Annotated in this window: 20 protein-coding genes; 13 read left to right on the forward strand and 7 right to left on the reverse strand. The window is 64.6% G+C overall.

Features of this window, described 5'->3' with window-relative positions; translation table 11 throughout:
- Positions 1 to 32: 32 nt before the first annotated feature.
- Entirely contained in the window at positions 33 to 926 is an 894-nt protein-coding gene (locus CJ177_RS41560; RefSeq protein WP_095870477.1) for a LysR family transcriptional regulator, read from the reverse strand.
- 101 nt (positions 927 to 1,027) lie between these two features.
- On the opposite strand from CJ177_RS41560, the gene CJ177_RS41565 reads away from it, so the two are divergent.
- From CJ177_RS41565 to CJ177_RS41590, 6 genes are all read left to right on the forward strand, one after another.
- Positions 1,028 to 1,300: a hypothetical protein gene (locus CJ177_RS41565; protein WP_143548797.1), complete on the forward strand. Its 273-nt coding sequence runs from the start codon at positions 1,028 to 1,030 to the stop codon at positions 1,298 to 1,300.
- On the forward strand, positions 1,293 to 1,823 hold the full coding sequence (locus CJ177_RS41570) for a cupin domain-containing protein (RefSeq protein ID WP_095870479.1): 531 nt from the start codon (positions 1,293 to 1,295) through the stop codon (positions 1,821 to 1,823). The genes CJ177_RS41565 and CJ177_RS41570 overlap by 8 nt, the downstream gene beginning before the upstream one ends.
- Before the next feature lie 4 nt (positions 1,824 to 1,827).
- Complete coding sequence (locus CJ177_RS41575; RefSeq protein ID WP_095870480.1) at positions 1,828 to 3,030, forward strand: homogentisate 1,2-dioxygenase; 1,203 nt, start codon at positions 1,828 to 1,830, stop codon at positions 3,028 to 3,030.
- Positions 3,023 to 4,147, forward strand: coding sequence for an alpha/beta hydrolase (locus CJ177_RS41580; protein ID WP_257014941.1), 1,125 nt, complete (start codon positions 3,023 to 3,025; stop codon positions 4,145 to 4,147). The genes CJ177_RS41575 and CJ177_RS41580 overlap by 8 nt, the downstream gene beginning before the upstream one ends.
- A gap of 117 nt (positions 4,148 to 4,264) precedes the next feature.
- Positions 4,265 to 5,761, forward strand: coding sequence for a 3-oxoacid CoA-transferase (locus CJ177_RS41585; RefSeq protein WP_095870481.1), 1,497 nt, complete (start codon positions 4,265 to 4,267; stop codon positions 5,759 to 5,761).
- Positions 5,762 to 5,992: 231 nt separating this feature from the next.
- Positions 5,993 to 7,102: an alcohol dehydrogenase catalytic domain-containing protein gene (locus tag CJ177_RS41590; protein ID WP_095870482.1), complete on the forward strand. Its 1,110-nt coding sequence runs from the start codon at positions 5,993 to 5,995 to the stop codon at positions 7,100 to 7,102.
- 1,131 nt (positions 7,103 to 8,233) lie between these two features.
- On the opposite strand, the gene CJ177_RS49615 is transcribed toward CJ177_RS41590, so the two are convergent.
- The 3 genes from CJ177_RS49615 to CJ177_RS41610 all read right to left on the reverse strand — a co-directional run bounded on the left by CJ177_RS49615 (position 8,234) and on the right by CJ177_RS41610 (position 11,367).
- Complete coding sequence (locus CJ177_RS49615) at positions 8,234 to 8,587, reverse strand: transposase (RefSeq protein ID WP_373560079.1); 354 nt, start codon at positions 8,585 to 8,587, stop codon at positions 8,234 to 8,236.
- A 267-nt stretch (positions 8,588 to 8,854) separates the two neighbouring features.
- Entirely contained in the window at positions 8,855 to 9,832 is a 978-nt protein-coding gene (locus CJ177_RS41605) for a cyclase family protein (RefSeq protein WP_095870484.1), read from the reverse strand.
- A gap of 533 nt (positions 9,833 to 10,365) precedes the next feature.
- Positions 10,366 to 11,367, reverse strand: coding sequence for a LacI family DNA-binding transcriptional regulator (locus CJ177_RS41610; RefSeq protein ID WP_095870485.1), 1,002 nt, complete (start codon positions 11,365 to 11,367; stop codon positions 10,366 to 10,368).
- Positions 11,368 to 11,683: 316 nt separating this feature from the next.
- On the opposite strand from CJ177_RS41610, the gene CJ177_RS41615 reads away from it, so the two are divergent.
- The 7 genes from CJ177_RS41615 (at position 11,684) to CJ177_RS48865 (ending at position 17,012) form a co-directional block, all read left to right on the forward strand.
- Positions 11,684 to 12,220: a 2,4'-dihydroxyacetophenone dioxygenase family protein gene (locus tag CJ177_RS41615; protein ID WP_095870486.1), complete on the forward strand. Its 537-nt coding sequence runs from the start codon at positions 11,684 to 11,686 to the stop codon at positions 12,218 to 12,220.
- A gap of 230 nt (positions 12,221 to 12,450) precedes the next feature.
- A complete protein-coding gene (locus CJ177_RS41620; protein ID WP_257014943.1) occupies positions 12,451 to 13,872 on the forward strand; it encodes a nitrate/nitrite transporter in 1,422 nt (473 codons plus the stop codon).
- A 78-nt stretch (positions 13,873 to 13,950) separates the two neighbouring features.
- Positions 13,951 to 14,886, forward strand: coding sequence for an alpha/beta fold hydrolase (locus CJ177_RS41625; RefSeq protein ID WP_095870487.1), 936 nt, complete (start codon positions 13,951 to 13,953; stop codon positions 14,884 to 14,886).
- A gap of 121 nt (positions 14,887 to 15,007) precedes the next feature.
- Positions 15,008 to 15,814 carry an alpha/beta fold hydrolase gene (locus tag CJ177_RS41630; protein WP_095870488.1) on the forward strand — a complete coding sequence of 269 codons (807 nt, stop codon included), beginning with the start codon at positions 15,008 to 15,010 and terminating at the stop codon, positions 15,812 to 15,814.
- A 167-nt stretch (positions 15,815 to 15,981) separates the two neighbouring features.
- Positions 15,982 to 16,311: an IS110 family transposase gene (locus CJ177_RS48860; protein WP_257014944.1), complete on the forward strand. Its 330-nt coding sequence runs from the start codon at positions 15,982 to 15,984 to the stop codon at positions 16,309 to 16,311.
- Positions 16,298 to 16,576, forward strand: a complete 279-nt coding sequence (locus CJ177_RS49620; RefSeq protein ID WP_373560080.1) for a hypothetical protein — start codon at positions 16,298 to 16,300, stop codon at positions 16,574 to 16,576. The genes CJ177_RS48860 and CJ177_RS49620 overlap by 14 nt, the downstream gene beginning before the upstream one ends.
- A 109-nt stretch (positions 16,577 to 16,685) precedes the next feature.
- Complete coding sequence (locus CJ177_RS48865) at positions 16,686 to 17,012, forward strand: IS110 family transposase (RefSeq protein WP_257014977.1); 327 nt, start codon at positions 16,686 to 16,688, stop codon at positions 17,010 to 17,012.
- 95 nt (positions 17,013 to 17,107) lie between these two features.
- Here the strand turns inward: CJ177_RS48865 and CJ177_RS41640 are convergent, their stop codons facing one another.
- From CJ177_RS41640 to CJ177_RS41650, 3 genes are all read right to left on the reverse strand, one after another.
- Positions 17,108 to 17,947, reverse strand: a complete 840-nt coding sequence (locus tag CJ177_RS41640) for a CoA ester lyase (protein WP_095870489.1) — start codon at positions 17,945 to 17,947, stop codon at positions 17,108 to 17,110.
- 29 nt (positions 17,948 to 17,976) lie between these two features.
- Complete coding sequence (locus CJ177_RS41645) at positions 17,977 to 18,765, reverse strand: SDR family oxidoreductase (protein WP_095870490.1); 789 nt, start codon at positions 18,763 to 18,765, stop codon at positions 17,977 to 17,979.
- Between the two features lie 74 nt (positions 18,766 to 18,839).
- The gene (locus CJ177_RS41650; protein WP_095870491.1) at positions 18,840 to 20,201 is read right to left on the reverse strand and encodes an MFS transporter; all 1,362 of its coding nucleotides are present in this window, start codon (positions 20,199 to 20,201) and stop codon (positions 18,840 to 18,842) included.
- Positions 20,202 to 20,239 lie beyond the last annotated feature (38 nt).

Below are 20,239 nucleotides of genomic sequence, written 5' to 3' on the forward strand. Positions count from 1 at the left end.
GTATCGCGGGGACGTCGAGGCGGGCACCACCGTTAGAAGAGGTCCTGTGCTGCCTCGATCAACGTTGCCGCGCGCCGCGTCAGCTTGACCGCCTCCGGCCAGGCGAGGACGACGCGGCGCACATCGGTGGAATCGCGAATCGGCAACGCGACAAGAGGTTTTCCTTCGTAACTCACATCGACCGGCCACTTCTGAACCAGGATCGAGTATCCCAGTCCCCGCGCGACCAGGCACCGCACCAGTTCGATGTTGGGTGTTACGTGCCGAATGTTGGGACTCAGCCCCTCGCTGCGCAGCATCTGCGCAGCATTGCGGGCGCTGGGGGCATCGAACATGATCAACGGAAGATCCGCGACATCGGACAATGAAATCGATTCCTGATGGGCGAGCGGATGTTCGGCCGACAGGATGACGTAGGGGGTCGTCGTTTGGACGGTGGTTGTGGTGAGCGGGGCATTGCTGTCGTCGGCGTAGAGGAACGCGACTTCACATCGCCCTTCGACGAGCGCATCTCGCATCTCCTCACCTGCACCCTCGATGACGGTGACGGTCAGGGATGGATGGCGGGCGGCGAACTCGTCGAGAACGGGGGGAATGACGAACGGTGCCAGTGTCACGTAGCAACCGACGGTGAGCGTGCCGTGCAGTGTGCTGCTCAATGAGTGTGCGTCGCGCCGCAACTCCCCTGCTGCTTCGAGTACCCGACGCGCGTCAGAGAGCACCCGCGCACCAGCGTCGGTCAGCACCACTCCTTTGGCCTTGCGCCGAACCAGGAGCTGCACAGCGAGGTTCTTCTCGAGATCCGCGACCGCCAGGGACACGGCCGCTTGCGACGCATGGCAGGCCTGAGCCGCGGCGGTGATCGATCCCAGACGCGCGGCCGCCTCGAAGTACTCGATCTGACGAAGCGTGAAATCAGACGACATAAGCAAAGCCAATCTTTCAAGTCGGAAAGACTAGTTTTACACAGATTGTGTCCGCTGCCATATTGGTAGCAGTACATGACGCACAACACAAAGGGGACCAGATGTCGGTATCTTTCGCGACAGAAGTCCAGGTCACAGCCCCGACGGGTGCAGATGTGGTCCGCTGCGGAACCATGACCGTCACCCGCTCGGCAACCGCCGCCACGCTCCGCAAACTGGACGACGCCGGCGCCGCCGCCGTGCCCTACCAACCGGCCGGCCACGACATTCCCCGCGAATTGCGAGCATTCCGCGAGGCCGCGGAGCGTCGACACGCCCCCACCACCGCCTCGACCAGCACCAACACTAAAACCACGGAGATCCGATATGCGTAGAGTCGTCACCGGACACGACAGCGTCGGCAATTCCATCATCGTCTCCGACGGTCAACCTGCACGCGCACATGACTTTTCATCGTTCCCTGGATTCTCCTCGACGGTGGCGTGGTCAACCGACCCGGCGCAGCCGGTCAGTGCCACCGGCGACGATCCCGCACCCGGTGTGCAGTCCCTGCTCCCTGCTGTCGGCGAAACCCGCCTGATCATCCTGACCCTGCCACCGGACTCCACGATGGCCGATCCCACCTTCGACGGCCCCGGATACATCGCCGAGCAGCTCGAGCATTCACCAGGGCTTGCCGAGACGTTCGAGCCCAATGGAATGCACCGCACCCCCACCATCGACTACACCCTCGTCCTCGACGGCGACGTCACCCTCGAACTCGACAACGAGGTCAGCACCGACCTGCATACCGGCGACCTCGTCGTGCAGAACGCCACCCGACACGCGTGGCGCAATCGTAGCGGCCGCACCGTGACACTGGCCGCGATCCTCATCGGCACCAAGCAGGAGAACTGAGACCATGCCATTCTTCACCCAAGTCGGTCACGTTCCGCGTAAGCGCCATGTCGCATTCCGCCAACTGGACGGCTCACTGTATTGGGAGGAGCTGATCGGGGAAGACGGCTTCGTCGGCGACACCTCGCTGCTGTACCACCGCAATCCGCCGAGCGCGCTGACTGCGATCGAGACCGTCGAAACCCCAGACGAGGGCCTGCACCCGAACCAGCCGCTCTCACCGATCCACCTGACCCCGCACAGCCTGCCCATCAAGGGCGACGCAGTCCTGGACCGAGTGCTGTTGCTGTCCAACGACGACGTCCGCATCTCCTATGCCGTCGCGACCGAAGACAGCAGCCTGTACAAGAACAGCACCGGTGACGAACTGGCCTACGTCGAAAGCGGCAGCGGCGCCCTCGAAAGCACCTTCGGCCGGATCGAGATCGTCGAAGGCGACTACGTCATCGTCCCGACCTCCACCATCCACCGGTGGACCGTCCGCGGAGACGACGAACTTCGGCTGCTGTTCGTCGAAGCGCGCGGACACATCGATCCGCCGAAGCGCTACCTGTCCGAGCGTGGGCAGTTCATCGAGGGCACCCCCTACTGCGAACTCGACATCCGCCGCCCCACCGAGCTGCTCGACGAGTCCGGCTCGGATGTGCCCGTCATCGTCCGGACCCGCACCGGGCTGACCCGCAACATCCACAAGCGCCATCCCTTCGACGTGGTCGGATGGCACGGCGGCATGTACCCGTGGAGCTTCAGCATCCACGACTTCGAGCCGATCACCGGCAGCCTGCACCAGCCGCCGCCGATGCATCAGATCCTCGAAGCCCCCGGGTTCGTCATGTGCAACTTCGTCCCGCGGCTGCTCGACTACAACCCGAACGCGGTACCGATCCCGCCGTTCCACTCCAACGTCGACAGCGACGAAGTCCTCTTCTACGCGAAGGGACAGGCCAAGACCCGGCAGGGCACCGGCGTCGGGCTCGGATCGATCACGGTCCACCCGGCCGGCTTCATCCACGGCCCGCACCCGGGCAACGTCGAGCGAGCGCTCGGCGCCGCCCGCGCCGACGAATACCAGGTCATGGTCGACACCCACCGGCCCCTGCAGCTGTCCGCCGCTCTCGAGGACTGTGTCGACCCGGAATACCCATTCACCTGGGCAAACCTCGAAGAATCCAACGCAGGCGCACGGAAGGTGCCCAGTGATGCGTGAGCTGCTCCCAGTTCCGATGCAGGCCGCGATGGGCGGCGACGTCTACTCCGGCATCGCCCGCGCGTCCGGCACACTCTGGTGCGGCCGGGAGCGTGCGGCCGAGGGCCGGCGTTCGGACACCGTGCTGGTGTTCTGCCATCCGAGCTCCAATTTCGTCGGCCACTACGCCCTGGCACCGTGCGCGGAACTCGGGATGGATGCGGTCGGAGTCGTCACCCGCTACGCCGGCAACGACACCCAGGTCATCCTCGAAAACTGTGTGGCTGACCTGGGTTCGATCATCAAGCACCTCCGCGAGACGGAGGGCTACGAGCGCATCGTGCTCGTCGGTAACTCCGGCGGCGGCGGTTTGGCCGCCCTGTACCAGGCCGAGGCCGAGAACCCGAGCATCCGCGACGCCCCCGGCGGCGGAGGCACCGACCTCACCCGCGCCGAACTACCGCCGGTCGATGCCTTGGTGATGCTCAATGCACACGCGGGCCGCGCCGACCTGATCCAGGGCTGGCTCGACCCGGCGATCATCAGCGAAGACGACCCCTTCCGGCGCGATCCAGAGCTGGATCTGTTCTCCGGTCGCACTGTCCCCCTCGATCCGGAGTGGGTGGCCACCTACCGGGACGCCCAGGCCCGCCGGATGACGCGCATCACCGACTGGGTCAAAGCGCAGCTGGCCGAGCTGACCGAACGCTACGGCGCCGGCGTGCCGGATCTGCCGTTCCGCGTTCACGGAACGTGCGCGGACCCACGATCCGTTGATGTCACCCTCGACGCCTCCGATCGTGAGCCCGGGACCCTGTGGGGGGATACGATGTCGGCGAATCTTCGACCGGTCACCCTGGGAACCTTCAGCACCCTGCGATCCTGGCTGTCCCAGTGGAGTGTCGCTGACAGCAACGGATACGGCCCCACCTGCCTCGAGCGGGTGAGTGTGCCGGTTTTCGTCGCCTATGGAACCGCAGACCGCGGATGCTTCCCATCCATGGCGTCCGCTCTCTATGAGGGTGCACCGCATCCCCGCAAGGAACTACTCGCTGTCACCGGCGCCGGACACTACTTCGACGGCCGACCCGACCTGGTGTCCGACACGCTCGCTTCGATCATCAAGTGGCTCGGCTGATCTCGTCGATCGCCGCCAGTACACAGGTATGACCAACCTACGCGTCCGACCCTCGGCGTGGTCGACAGACCGTGCCCGAGTATCCGGCGCCAACCCGAACAGAAGAGGTCTTTTCTCATGGACAAGGTCGTCCGCACCGCACGGGAAGCAATCGAGGGAATCGCCAGTGGCGATTCCCTGTCGGTCGGAGGATTCGGCCTGTGCGGTATTCCCAGCGTCTTGATCGACGCGCTCCTGACGACGGGCGTCGACAACCTCGAAGTGGTCTCGAACAACTGCGGTGTCGACGACTGGGGGTTGGGGCTACTGCTCAACGAAGGACGTATCCGGCGGATGGTGGCCTCCTACGTCGGCGAGAACAAGGAGTTCGAACGGCAGTACTTGCAAGGCGAACTCGAAGTCGAACTTGTTCCCCAGGGCACCCTCGCCGAGAAACTCCGGGCCGGCGGATCCGGTATCCCGGCATTCTTCACCGCAACCGGGGTCGGCAGCCAAGTCGCCGAAGGCGGGCTGCCCCGGCGGTACAATGCACAAGGCCAGGTCGTGCAGAAAAGCCCACCTAAAACGGTCGAGGAAATCACCTTCGCCGGCCGGACCCGCCCGTACGTGCTCGAGGAAGCCATCACCTGCGACTTCGGGCTCGTCCGAGCATGGAAGGGCGACCGGCACGGCAACCTCGTCTTCCGCAAGTCCGCCCGCAACTTCAACCCCCTCGCCGCGATGGCCGGACGGACCACCATCGCGGAGGTCGAGATCCTCGTCGACGCCGGAGAACTCGACCCCGACGAGATCCATCTCCCCGGCATCTACGTGCACCGGGTACTTCCCCTCACTGCCGACCAAGCCGCCGACAAACGAATCGAGAAGCGCACCACGCTCCCCCGGTCGAACTGCACGCCCTCCACCACGACAGGTGATACCACCGCGGCTACGGACGTAGCGGCGGTGAGCGGCGCGACCTTGCATGGTCTCTCGCGGGAACAGATGGCCGCCCGTGCAGCCGCCGAATTGTCGGACGGGGACTACGTCAATCTCGGTATCGGTCTGCCCACTCTGGTTTCGAACTACGTTCCCGACGATGTCGAGCTGGTGCTGCAATCGGAAAACGGTGTGCTGGGAACCGGGCAGTACCCGTACGAGGGCGACGAGGACGCCGACCTGGTCAACGCCGGTAAGGCCACCGTCACCCTGCGCGAGGGGGCGTCGATCTTCGACTCCGCAACCAGCTTCGGCATGATCCGCGGCGGCAAGATAGACGTCGCGATCCTCGGCGCGATGCAGGTATCCGCCACCGGTGACATCGCCAACTGGATGATCCCCGGGAAGATGGTCAAGGGCATGGGCGGTGGCATGGACCTCGTCGGTGGCGCCAAGAAGGTCGTCGTCCTCATGGAGCACGTGGCCAAGGACGGATCATTCAAAATCGTGCCATCGTGCACCCTACCCATCACCGGTCTGGCTGTCGTCGAACGCATCATCACGAACCTATGCGTTTTCGACATCACCGCCCGCGGCCTCGTCTTGAGAGAGCTCGCACCGCGAGTGACCGTTGAAGCCGTCCGGGCTGCCACCGAACCCGACTTCGCCGTCGAACTTCACACGTCACCAGCCTGATCCCTGAGGCAACGACAACGCATCACCGCGGAGACGTGTTCGGCAATCCCTCCGCGACCCACAACAGCAGCTATCGCCGGTTTCCGGTGCGCGAGACCGGTTCATATCCGACCTCACCCATCACCAGTTCCCTGAGACCAGTTCCAACCATACGGGCGCCTGTACATGCGGCGGGTGCACCACCACATCTCGTACTCCACTGCCCCAACCGCCAACCCAGGAAGATACACAATGAAATCGACCATGCGCGTCGCCCGTCTGCACGCATTCGACCAGCCGCTGAAGATTGAGGAGATTCCCGTTCCAAAACCGCGTCCGACCGACGTCCTCGTCGAGGTCAGGGCCTGCAACATCGTTCCGAACCTGCGAAACGTCCTCGCATCCTACGGCGAGTGGTTCCCGCAATTACCGCTGCCGAAGTTGCCCGCCACCTTCGGGCTCGACTCAGCCGGTGTCGTCGCTGCGGTCGGCAGCCACGTCACGAACGTGGCCGTGGGAGACAGGGTCTACATCAATCCCGGTCTGTCCTGCGGGGCCTGCCGGGCATGCCGCCGCGGCCAGGACCAAAACTGCGACTCCTACACGTTCATGGGATACTTTTCCTTCGGCGCGGACGGACAGCGACGCTTCGACGCCTACCCCTACGGCGGACTCGGCGAGTACCTCACTGCGCCGCAGCGCAACCTGGTCAAGCTTCCCGACGCGGTCAGTTTCGAAGAGGGCGCCCGTTTCGGTTACCTCGGAACCGGCTATTCGGCCCTTCGTCGGTCCGGCGTCGGACCGGGGTCGACCGTCTTCATCAATGGAATATCCGGAACCCTCGGTCTCGGTGCATGTCTCAGCGCACTCGCGATGGGTGCGACCCGCGTGTTGGGCACCGGCCGCAACGCTGACCTTCTCGACGAAGTCAAGGCAATCGCCGCCGACCGCATCCACGTGCTCACTGCCGGATCCGGGGATCTACGCAGCTGGACCCGCGAGCACAACAACGGCGAGGGCGTCGACGTCGTGATCGACGCCCTCGGCCCCGGGGCACCGGCCGAGGCATACCTCGACGCCCTCGCAACGCTCCGACGGGGCGGCATCGCCGTCGATATCGGCGGCATGATGGAATCTCCGCAGCTGGACATGATCTCGGTGATGACCAATCAGCTCACAATCCTCGGGAGCGTGTGGTTCTCCACCGCCGAAGCCCAGGACATGGCCGACCTCGTCGGCACCGGCCAACTCGACCTCTCCATCCTCGAGCATCACACCTTCCCCCTGGAAAAGATCAACGAAGCGCTCGAGGACCTCCCCGCCCGGCACGGCGGTTTCTCCAACTTCATCAGCGTTCCCTGACGTTCAGGGGGCACCCGAGCCGAACCAGGCGCAGGCGCCCCCTGGCCGGTGCGCCCGTTGCGAGGCGTAGTACCGCACTCGCGTGGACTCTCGAACCGCGAGGGGGCGGCGGGCCCGAAGAATATCCGCCGATTCGGCGATCGTGCCCCAGCAACACGAAACCCGCTCGAGCGCCGGGTAGCTCACGGAGGAGATGCATCGCTGACCCACATCACCCATGCCAGTGACGCGTGCACAGTACGTCAGCCGGTCGCCAAAGGCCGGCGCCGGTGCGACGGCCGAACGCGAGGGCCCCGCAGTTCTGCGGCGCTAGGAGGAACCTTCGATAGCGCGCGCAACTTGCACTCCCCTTCCTCCCTCCTGCGACGAGGTCTCCCAAACTTCCCAAGGCTTCCTCAGTCCCGATCAGATGTGTGATTCCCATGAACTCTCGTGAATATCGGCAATGGCGCCACAGGCGGCGCGCCACTTGGATCGATGCGAACCGCAAGCGCAACCATCCTGACATCGACGTTGAGCAACTCATCGAGTTCGCCATCAGGTGGGCACCATTCGGGGGCGCGACCGAGGAGGAAATATTTGTGCACTTCGGAATAACAACGCGCAGGTTCATCGAGCGGTTGTGGCAGGTTGTCCCTGAATCGGACTGTGTCCCGGACGAGATACGCAGATTAGCGAGCGCATACCCGTACCACCGCCGAACCGGCGGCTCATGCGGCTGACGGTCCGGCAGATCCCGAGGTTGCGAAGGCACTGTCATCCCTGCAGGAGGAGGCCTTGTCGAGGGTGGCGTTCCACAGGTTTCGGCTCCATGCGGACACCGCTGGATGAGGGCCGGGGGTCAAGACACAACGCCCGTGACGTGAGCGAGGACGAATGGTCTTGATGGTGGCCCGGCCCGGCGCAGACTGGTATGAGCCCGATAACGCCGGAGGCCCGAAACGCAGTTCGGCTTCAGTATGTTGTTGTGGTGCAACGTCTCCAGTGAGGTAGGGCTGGGGCAGGGCCGGGGCATGGCCGAGCTTCCTCGGCTTCCGGGCCTCCTTTCGCCCGGCCCGGCGGGCATGGAATGTTACGGCGAAGCAACACGCGGGGTCAATCACGTTGGCGACCACGCCGCCGAGGCAGGGGTCAGATAGTGCAGCGGCCGCGCGGGTGTTGGCCCGGGTGCTCACGCCACACTATGTGGGTCCGTGCGCGGATGTGCCCGTCGCGCAGACCGTAGTAGACGAGGGTGAGCAATTTTCTCGCCGCGGCGACCTTGGCGATATTCTTGCCGCGACGGGCCTCGATGCGGGGTGCGGTCGACGGCGATCTTCGTGCCCCTCGGGATGCCGTCGGATGGCCTCGACCGCCGCCCAGCGCACCAGATTGCTGCCCTGCTTGCTGGTGTGCCCGCGGCGCACGACGGCGAAAGGACTCGCGGTGCCTGGGTGCCAGACCGGCCCAGGAGCACAGGTGAGCGGGATCAGTGAACCGGTGCACGTCCCAATCTCGGCGACGAACACCGCGGGCAGGGTGGGCCCGATGCCGGGCAGCGCCTGGACCGCTGTGTACCCGCGGTCGTTATGTAGCTCGGTGGCGATCCGGGCGGTGAACCGCGCCTCGTGCGCGTCGAGGTCGTCGATCAGCTCGAGCAACGAGATCTCCCGCCGTGCGTTACGCGTCACCGAGCGGCACCCGTGCCAGGTTCCGGCGGCCGGTGCGACTCGCAGGCGTTCCGTCGGCGTGCAGCTGGTTGATCGGTCTGCCCTACTTGATCACGATCGGATTGACCGGTGCGCCGGTTCCTTCGACCACCTTCAGTGGTGCTGCCGTGTAGAGGAACGAGTACTGGCCATCGTCCTTGCAGTCCTCGGCCAGTTCGTGCAGGGCGATGATCTCGGCGAAGGTGACTCCGAGGTTGCGCATCAACGCGTTGTGCAGCGGCAGCCAGACGCCGGAGACCGGGTCGTGGGTGACTTCGTTGGCGATCGTGTCGGTGACGAGATTGGGAATTTCCATGTCGTTGAACCACGCGACCAGCTCGGGTGAATACGTCAGGCCCGGCTCGTTGAAGTTGTCGTAAAACGTCTCGCGCGGGGTGTTGTAGAAGTATTCGAGCCATCCGGTGTGGACCAACAAGATGTCCCGCTTACGGATCTCGACACCCTGCTGGGCGGCGGCGGCGACCAGATCGGTGTGGTCGAAGGTCTCGCCTTTGTCCAGCCACCTCTTGCCGCGGTAGCAGGCCATGTCGATCAGAACACCACGGCCGACGACGCCCTTCTCGGCGATCGGCAAGATGCTGGCCTTCTTCATCCCGCCGGTCGTCGTCTCGGCCGGGTAGCCGTTGTAGATCTGATCCCCGCACCACAAGTGCCCAAGAGCGTCGTACTGACTCGAACCCTGCAGGTACATGATGATCATGTCGTCGGCGAACTGGGCATCACCTTCGACCTCCGGGCCGGCACCACCGAGATAGACACCACGATCCATGATGTTCACCCGGCGCGCCGGTCCCCGCGGGCCCGGGAAGGTGGGATCCCCCTTGGGGTTGCCGATCTGCACCTGCAACGTGAACGTCTTTCCCTGCCTGACTTCGCCGACGCCGGCGAGCGCTTCGCGGGAGCCGAGGTAGTTCAGTGCGCCCACTTCGTCGTCGGAACCCCATTTTCCCCAGTTCTTGGGCTGGTCCTCGAGCAACTCGGTGGTGGTCGGAACCCTCGTCGTGCGTGCTGTGTCGGACATGATCGTGAACTCCTGTTACGAGAGCACGACTGGAAAGTCGTGGTGTGGTTAGGCGAGATACCGGCTTCCATCAAGCAGCATTCGAACTTAATCGCATAATCTACGGTACAGATACGTGACGGCCGACACAACCCACAAACAAGCGAAGGATAGGTGGCGTAAGCCATTGTCTAAGAACGGCTAATCGCGTGGGCTGACGGAACACCGATATTTGAGGCCGAGTGCCTGTTGCGGGGACAATGGCTTATTCGAATCAGTGGCGGGTCATGCGTCTGCGCAGGCGGTGGCGAGCGGTGGATCGCTCGGACTCGGGCCGGTTCGGGGAGGTCGCTGCCGTCTCTGATGCCGGCCGGTACGAGTCGCGGCGCCGCGACCGACTCCGTCCGTCGTGCCGGCACCGGAAACATCGGCCGGGCGCCGCACCCTGCCGGGGCGACCACCACTTCCAGCGAGGGCGAGCACGAAGATTCTGCGACCGACGCCGTGCCCGGCCTGCGACACCGGCGGGCCGAGTCCGCGGTCAGCGCAGGGGGTCAGCGCCCGCCCACTGGGACGGTGGTGGATCGGACTTGAATCGCGTACGGCAGCAGGTCGTTTCGGGGTGGGCTGTTGTCACCGGCGATGCGCTGCAGCAGCCGTCGCGCGGCGCGGCGCCCCATCAGGTCACGCGGAACGGTGACGGTGCTCAACTGCAGGGGCCCGGCGCTCGAGAAGCTCATGTCGTCGAACCCGGTCAGTGCCATGTCCTCCGGTACGCGCTTGCCGATCTCGGTGCAAACGTCGAGAACGCCGAGGGCGATCACGTCGTTTCCGCACAGGACCGCGTCGACGTCGGGGTACTTGGCGAACAGCGTTCGCGCATGCAGCGCCCCGGATGCGCGGCTCAGTTCTCCCCACACATCGGGTTCGTTCACCGCGGTCAATCCCGCCTTGCGCAGGGCGTCCTGATAGCCGCGCAGACGACCGGTGGACGCGCTCGAGGCTTCGGGTCCACCGAGAATCGCGACCTTGCGCCGTCCGGTGGCGACCACATGCGACGCCATCTCGAACGCCGCGTGGTAGTCGTCGATCCCGACCCAGTCCGAGAGTTCTCCCTCGACCCGCCGGTAGACCTGTACGACAGGAATGTTCTCCTGGCGGAGAGTGTCCAGCAGCGGTTTGTCGGAGGCCACCAGCCCAGTGAAAATCAACCCACTGCAATTGCGGTCGACCTGCGCGTAGGCCGCCTCTGCCTGCCGGGTGCCGTCGACCCCGACGTGAGCGACCGATACCTCGTAGCCCTCGTCGTGCGCGGCGGCGACCACGCCCCCGGCGACCTCGGCGTAGAACGGGTTGGTGATATCCGCCAGCAGCAACCCGATCGTCCGGGTGGTACCCGAGCGCAGGTCCCGGGCGGTGCGGCTGGGCCGAAACCCCATCTCGGCCGCCACGGCGAGGATATGACGGCGCCGCTCCTCGCTGACCCCCGGCGCACCACTCAACGCATACGAGACCGACGCCGACGAAACCCCGGCCCGACTCGCTACGTCGCTCATCCGCACTCGACGCGCGCGACCGGGTCGATCCGCCGAGTCGCGGGTCTGTCGGATGTCCGTCACACGCGTAGCTTAGTCGACTAAGTACCCCCTCCGCTGCAGGTGCGTCTCGGCCATCCCGGGCCTGCGGATCCGAAATGATTCGGTTAAGTAAGCAGATGCTCGGACACACCTCGCGCTTACCGGACTTCTTGTCGATACGTAATGCGTAGCGCAATGGGAAGACCGGGCTATCTCGGCGACTTAATTCGAGGTCTTGTGAGCCCCGTCACGGTGCTGTACCGTCACTTATGCGATTAGGCACTAGGAGAGCATCGTGAGTTCCACCGTTGAGATGAAGGACGAGGCGGCTGTGCCCTACACGGGGCCGAAGCCGTATGGCATGAGTGACGATCTGATCGTTCCGGGTGCGTTGGATCTGGAGTGTGATGAGCGGCTGTGGGTTCCGCAGTCGCAGGATGTCGAGTTCCGCCCGCTGGTGTTGTCGGCGAGCCAGGGCTACTTCGTGAACATCCTGCGGGTGCGCCGCTCGGGCATCTTGTCCCGACACCGGCACGCCGGTGCGGTGCACGCCTTCACTCTGCGGGGTCGTTGGCACTACCTCGAGTACGACTGGTGGGCAGAGGAGGGCACCTACGCCTTCGAGCCGCCCGGCGACATCCACACCCTCGAGGTCCCCGAAGACGTGACCGAGATGGCCACCCTGTTCCACGTGAGCGGCGCGTACATCTACGTCGACGTCGACGGCAACACCGTCGGCATCGAAGACGTCTTCAGCAAGATCGACAAGGCCCGCGCGCACTACGAGAAGATCGGGCTCGGCGCCGACTACGTCGACCGATTCATCCGCTGATCAGCCTCCGGCGATAGCCGCATCGAAATCCGCAAACGCGACATCCTGCTGATCCATACCGACGGCTTGAACGCCATCGATCTCCCCGGGCGCGTCGTCTCGAGACCACCCCCCGCCCGCAGCCCACCCTCGGACTCCTCCGATTCCAACCGCGGCGTACGGGCACCTTCATCACACACGTCGGGGCGCCGATCGGTCGGTCCGCCCCCTCCCTCCCGACTGGAGTTCCCATGCCGAACCCCAATGTGCCACTCGTCTCCACCGAGGCACCCACGATGAACACACCCCCGCGCACCACTCGGCGTAAGCGTGCCCGCACGCCCGGGTATGCAATCGGGGCACTGATCTTCCTCTGGCTGGTCTACGCGATGAATGCAAACACCCGCCAGATCTTCTTCTTCGTTCTCCCCTCGATCGTCAAAGAATTCTCGATCTCGCCGGGTACCGCAGGCGTCATCGCCGCGATCATCACCGCGTCGTGCTCGCTGTTGGCGCTACCACTCGGGCCGTGGTTCGACCGCGGCGGACATGGGTGGGCGCGCAAATACCGCAACGGTGTGATGGCCGCGGGGTACTTCATCTTCTCGATCGTCACCGGCATCGGAGCCTTCACCCAGTCGCTGTGGTCGATCGTCGTGCTGCAGTCGGCCAAGAACGCCTTCGGCGGCGCGGGCGAAGCCATCGAAGTTACCTCGATGGCAGAGTCCTACCCCGTCGAACGCCGCGGCTTGGCCCTCGGCATTCAGCACACCGGCTACCCGTGGGGAACCCTCATCGCCTCCATCGTCACCGCCGGCATTCTCGCGGCCTTCGGCCCCGAGAACTGGCGCTACGTCTTCCTGCTCATCCCGCTCGCGATGATCCCCATCTGGATCGGCTACTGGCTGTTCGCCACCAAGAATCGCTACGCGAAGTTCGAGAAGGACACGGTGGAGGCCGGCTTGACCAAGCCGCTGCACTCCACCGAGGACGATCAGCACCACCGCGCACCCGCAGGGGCGCTCGGCCGGGCACTGCGCAATCCGAATATCGTTGTGCCGTCGCTGGCGTCGCTGCTGGGAATCGCCGTCTACACCGGGATCAGCTTCTGGCTTCCGCAGTACATCGCGTTCGTCGGCAACTACAGTTTCGCCGAAGCGGCTGCCTACTCCGCGATCTTCACCATCACCGGCGGTATCGGACAGATCCTCTGGGGCACCGTCTCCGACTGGCTCGGCCGCAAGTTCACCTCGATCATCGCCTTCACTTGGCTCGCGGTCGGGATCTTCCTGCTGCAGTACGCTGGACTGGGACTGGTATGGCTGATCGTCATCCAGCTCTTCGCCGGCATGGCCACCAATGGGATCTTCCCCGTCATCTACGGCTTCGTCAGCGACTCCGCCGAGAAGGGTGCCATGGGAACCGCCAACTCGGTCATGCTGACCGCGACATACCTCGGCGGGCTCTCCCCGCTGATCCTCGGCGTGCTGATCGGCGCAGGCGGCGGATTCTCGTCGGTGTCCGGATACAACTGGGGGCTCTATGTCATGGTCGGTGCGTGCATTCTCGCCGTGGTCCTGCTGACGCTGTTCACCCGCGAACCCGTCGGAAAGTTCCGCCACCTCGACCGCGCCGTCGTCTCCAAGCAACGATGCAACCTCGAGTATGCCTAGATCATCCCCTCGACACACCGCAGCTCCGCACCCGCTCGGGGCCAGCGTCCAACCCGACCCGGAAACCAAGGAGAAACAATGCCCGGCCAAGCCCACACCATCACCGTTCCGCATCTGGGCGGCTCGACGATCAGTTACAAATTCGGCGCACCGTACAACCCGACGCTCCCGACACTGGTCATGATCAACTCGTTCACCACATCAGTGGAGTTGTACCGGGCACAGTTCGCCGACACCGAACTTATGCAGGCGATGAACCTGCTGGCCATCGAGCCCTACGGTCACGGCGGGACACGCGCGACCTACGAACAGTTCACCTACTGGGACAGCGCCATCGCGAACCTCCAAGTCCTCGACGCCCTCGGTATCCCCGAGGTGTTCGTCCTTGGCACCTCCCAGGGCGGATGGATCGCCGCCCGGATGGCCATGCTCGCCCCCGACAAGGCCAAGGGCATCATCATCCTGGGCACCTCGATGGACGACGAAAGCCAACGCAGCCGCGACCTGGGATGTTGGGACGGTCACGAATTCTGCACCCCCACCATCGACGAACACGCCGACCCGGTGCGTGATGACTGGGTGGTCTCGGACGAGTTCGTTGCTCAACTACTCGAATCCGGCCTCGGTGACACCGTAACCCCCGACGAGCACGACTTCTGGCTCACGACCTACCGCGCAAACTACACCGGCGATGCAGGTCGCAAACGACTACTGATCAGCGCGATCAACCTGCGCGACCGCGACGGTCTGCACGCGCGCCTGAGCAGCGTGACCTGCCCGGTCCTGTGGCTGCACGGAACCGCGGATTCGGTGTACTCGATCGAGAACGCCCGCCACGAAATCGAGCTGTTCACCAACTCCTCATCTGCCGAACTGAGAGTTGTCGAAGGGGGACAGCATTTCTTGAGCGCGTCGAACCCGCAGGACGTCGATGAAGCAACCGTCGAATTTGTCCGCCATTGGGGCTCCGAAGCGAACCCCAAAGCCAGTGCATTGATCAAAACGGCCCGCTGACAAATCTAGCGACGCCCCGAAATCACCTTGCCGAGTGCGAGCGTCCTCACGCCGAGTCGGCGATACACGCTACCAACAAGAACCGCGACCCTTCCTCTTATCCCGACAGGAGAAGCCAGACATGCCGCACACCCAACAGGTCGTCGCAGTGCGCGATACACATCTTTTTGTCGACGACACCGGCGAGGAAGGTCTGCCGATCATCCTCTGCCTCCACTCCCTCTTCCTCGACTCCCGCATGTTCGATGGACTCATCGACGCGGTGCGCGGTGAGTTCCGTGTGGTACGACCAGAGTTTCGTGGCCAGGGCAGAAGCGATCTCCACGACGTCGATGTCATCACGATGGACGACGACGCAGAAGATATTCTCGCCTTGATCGAGGTGATGGGACTGAAAGACATCAACATGCTGGTGCAATCGATGGGCGGAGACGTCGGGGTTCGGGTCGCAGCTCGACGGCCCGAGCTTTTCCGGAAGATCGTGATGGCAGGCTCGTCTGCCCGCGGCGAAACGCACAAGGAGTACGTCACATGGACCGACCGTGCAAGTGTCCACGGCTTCGTCGGCGACATTCTCGAAGAAACGCTGGGCGTGATGTTCGGTGAGACGATCCGTAACGATCCCGAGCGCACCGACATCGTCGCCCTGTGGACCGACCGTATCAACGCCCTGCCTCGAAGCCTACGGCCCGCGATGCTGGGCGTCATGACGCGTGAGGGAGCGCTCGACCTGCTCCCAAGCATCACTTGCCCTGTATTGATTTTCTCTGGAGTCGAAGACCACGCCCGCCCCCCGGAGTGGGGCAAAGAAGTCGCCGATGCCCTCCCCGACAGCGAACTCGTCGTTCTCGAAGGCGTCGGTCACAGCCCGACCTTGGAAGTACCAAACATCGTTTATCCAAAGATCATCGACTTCTTTCGATCCTGAGCTGCCCACGGAACTCAGTTCGCCGATGGCCGAACTACTCTGGCCGACACCGTTAGGACCGGGCGACCTGGCCCCCGAGGAGCGTGGCGACGCCCCTACTCAGATATGCCGATCGACCCGGTCCATGCCACCCACCCGCAACCCGGGGCAGGAGACATATCACCACGATGGCCATAGGGATCGATGCGCACAAGCGCACCCACGCCGCCGTCGTTGTCGATCGGACGGGACGACAACTGTCGACGAAAACCATTGGCAACACAAGCGAAGGCCACCTGTCGCTGTTGCGTTGGGCGGCTGAACAATGTGGTGATCGACGGTGGGCTATCGAGGACTGCCGCCACCTGAGTCGGCGCCTCGAACGCGATTTGATCGCCGCAGGCGAACGGATAATTCGGGTCACGCCGAAGTTGATGGCGAACGTCCGCGACAGCGCCCGCACCAACGGCAAAGTATCTGATCGACGCGCTCGCAGTCGCACGCGTGGCCCTGCATGAGTCTGATCTGCCCGAAGCCCGCCTCGACGGCGCAGAACGTGAGCTCCGGCTACTGGTCGACCACCGCGAAGACCTCGTTGCCGAACGGACTCGCATCATCGCACGACTGCGCTGGCACCTTCACGAGCTCGACCCAGCGTGGAAGCCGCCGACGAAAATGGACCGGACAAGCGTGTTCTGGCGCTTCTATCGAATTCTTCGGGTCTTGTCGCCGAACCTCCCGATTCGTCGGGCACCTGCGGCGCCTTACTGTCCAGATCGATGAACTCGCGGGTCAGATCACCTCCCGGACCGCTGTGCTGGCCCCTTCCTTGTTCGCGATTCCTGGGTGATTGCCGATTACTGGGTGCTGACCGCTCATCGCAGCAAAGCTGATCGGTGAGACCCCTCGTGTCGACAGATTTCACTCCAAGGATGCGTTCACACGGCACAACGGGACTGCGCCGCTTCCGGTATGGTCGTCGAACCACACTCGACATCGACTCTCGCGCAACGGAAACCGTCAGCTCAATGCCGCAATTCACCGCATCGCGCTCAGTCAGGCGCTGCCATCCCGACCCGCGAGCCTGTTGGCACGCCGCAAGGTCGGCGGCGACGGTGGAATGGAAGCACTCCGCATCCTCAAACGCAGACTCCCAGACGTCGTCTTCAAAGCGATGGCAGCAGATCTATTACTGATGGTCACCGCAACCGCCGCTTGACATGAGCTGGGTAGATTTCTAGATATCGGCCTTCTATATCCCAGACTGTGTTCCTGATGCCGGAACGGAAATTTTTCGGAATCAGTCGCGGGTGGTCATCCCTGCGCGAAGACGGTGGCGAGGCGGTGGATCGCTCGGGCTCGTGCCAGCTTGGGGAGGTCGCTGCCGTTTTCGATGCGCGCTCCGTCGACGCCGAGTTGGTCGATGATCTGGCGGGCCCAATCGATGTCGGTCGGGGTTGGGCTCAGCGCGTGATTGATGGCAAGGGCCTGCTCGGGGTGCATGCACAGCTTGCCCGACATGCCCATCGTGCGGGTCACGGTCAGGGCATCGGTGAGCGCATCCTCTGCGGAGGTGACGGTGGGACCGTCGACGGGGCCGGGCAGACCCGCTGCCCGGCTCGCCACCACCAGTCGCCCTCGGGCATAGGCAAGGGCAGATGCGAGGTCGGCTGCACCGGTGTCGCGGCGGAAATCGCCGCTTCCGAAGGCGAGCCGGAAAGTCGGCTGTGCGGAGGCGATGTCGTAGGCGCGTTCGATGCCCAGTGCCGATTCGACGAGCGCCATAACGGGGGTCCCGGCGGGCAATCGGGCGGCGGTCTCGGTGACGTGCTCTGCCGACTCGCATTTGGCGAGCATCACGCCCAAGAGCCCGGGTGTTGCCTCGAGTGCGTCGAGATCGCGGCTCCAGTCCTCGCTTTCGGCCGGGTTGATGCGGACCCAGCCGGTGCCGCCGCGAGAGAACCACAGCTGCAGGGCTTCTCGTGCCGCGGGTCTGGCGGAGGGCACGACACCGTCTTCGAGGTCGTAGATGACGGCGTCGGCCGCTCCGGTGTGCGTGTCGGTGAAGTGCCTGCTGTGGGCGGCCGAGACGAGCAGCCACGATCGGGCATCGGCGGCGGGGATGTCGGTACGGTTCTGCGGTGTCGATGCCATGGCGGCTCCTCCGAGTGGTGGTCGCGGTGTTATCGGGACAGCCATCCACCGTCGACGGACAGGGCGGTGCCGGTGACGTAGGCGGATGCGGCCGAGGCGAGGAAGACGGCTGCGCCGGCAAGATCTTCCGGTCGGCCCCAGGTGCCGGCGGGGATGCGGCGCAGCATGTTCTCCGCCCGGGCGGGGTCCTCGCGGTGCGCGGCGGTGAATTCGGTTTCCATGTAGCCGGGGGCGATCGCGTTGACTCGGATGCGGTGCGGGGCCCACTCGTTCGCGAGAGCTCGGGTCAGTCCGAGGATTCCGTGCTTGGAGGCGGCATAGGACGGAACCTCCATCCCACCTTGGAAGGAGTTGATCGAAGCGATGTTGATGATGCTGGCGGCGGCGTTGTCGTCGAGGGCTACCCGTGCAAAGGCCTGACTGAGCAGGAACGGGGTGGCGAGATTGAGGTCGAGCACCGCCGACCAGTCCGCTGCAGGGGTTTCGATTGCCGGGCCGCGGCGGATGATGCCCGCGTTGTTGACCAGGATCGTCGGATGCGGGAACTCGGTCCCCGCCCAGGACATCAGCTCGGCCGCGGTGTCGGGTGTCAGGTTGCTGAGGTCGGCGGTGCGGGTGGCGCAGTGAACGCCCCGGGCGCGCACCTCCTTGGCGACCTGGTCGAGTTCGCCGATGTCGACGGCGAGGATGTCGGCTCCCGCCTCGGCGAGTGCGATGGCGAGTGCGCGGCCGAGGCCGCGGGAGGCACCGGTTACGAGGGCGGCGTTGCCGTCCAGCCGGAACAGGTCCATAACCGTGGTGTGGGCGGGTGTGTTCATGGGGGAGGCTCTTTCGAATGGTGGTGACCGGGCCGGTGTGCGGGGTGAGCGCCGCACACCGGCCCGGCGGCTCATCAGTTGCGGGTGGCCTCGTCGAGGACCCGGTCGTGTTCGAGGGAGGTGCGGGCGGTTTCCTTGGCGGCGATCACCGCGATGATGGTGATCACGGCGAGGACGGCGAGGTAGATGCTGACGGCGATGGTGTTCTTTTCCTCGACGGTGCCGAGCAGTGCGACCGCGATGACGGGGGCGAGGCCGCCGGCGAAGACGGAGGCGAGTTGGTAGCCGAGGGAGGCGCCGCTGTAGCGGACGCTGGTGCCGAACAGTTCGGAGAACATCGCCGCCTGCGGCGCGTACATCAGGGTGGTGAAGATGAGGCCGATGAAGATCGCCGCCGCGATGACGGTTTGGTTGCCGGTGTCGATGAGGGGGAAGAAGACGAATCCCCAGATGCCGGCACCGAGTGCGCCGGTGAAGTACAGCGGTCGCCGGCCGACCCGGTCGGACAGGGCGCCGATGATCGGGGTGAGGAAGAACTGCGCGACGGAGGCGATCAGCACACCCGCGATGGCGGCGCTCTTGGGCATATCCAGGTAGGTGACCATGTAGGTCATCACCACGACCGTGAAGATGTAGTACGAGGTGTTCTCCACCAGTCGCAGCCCCATCGCGATGAGCACCTCGCGGGGGTATTTGCGCAGGACCTCGATGATCGGTGCGTGCTCGGCCTTGTGGTTCTCGAGGGCCTTCTTGTTGGCGGCGAAGACCGGGGATTCTTCGATGCTCAGCCGGATCCAGAGACCGATCAGGACCAGTACGGCGCTGAGCAGGAAGGGAATTCGCCAGCCCCAGGAATCGAAGGCTTCGTCGCTCTGGAACAGTGCCAGCACCCACAGCACCACCGCCGAGAGGAGGTTTCCGAGGGGTACGCCGGCCTGGGTCCACGACGTCCAGAATCCGCGGCGGTCGTTGTCACCGTGTTCGGCGGCCATCAGGACCGCTCCGCCCCATTCGCCGCCGACGGCGAAGCCCTGCAGCAGTCGGCAGCCGATCAACAGGAGCGGTGCGGCCATACCGATGCTCGCGAAGGTCGGCAGCAGGCCGATGGCGAAGGTCGCGGCGCCCATCATGAGCAGGCTGACGACCAGCATCTTCTTGCGACCGAGTTTGTCGCCGTAGTGGCCGAAGACGATCCCGCCGAGCGGGCGGGCGAAGAAGCCCACCGCGAACGTGGCGAACGCCAGCAGGGTGGCGGTGGCCGGTTCGCTGTCGGGGAAGAACAGGGGCCCGAAGACCAGCGCGGCGGCCGAGCCGTAGAGGAAGAAGTCATACCATTCGACGGCCGTGCCGATCATGCTGGCGAAGGCGACCTTGACGATCGAGGTGCGCCCGGCCGCGTGGGTTGCGGGTTCGGCCGCAATGTCGGGTGTGGACATGGCGTGTCCTTTCGGGACAGGGGTGGGGTCCGGTGTGG

Source organism: Rhodococcus sp. ACPA1 (assembly GCF_002300195.1).
Classification (GTDB): domain Bacteria; phylum Actinomycetota; class Actinomycetes; order Mycobacteriales; family Mycobacteriaceae; genus Rhodococcus_F; species Rhodococcus_F opacus.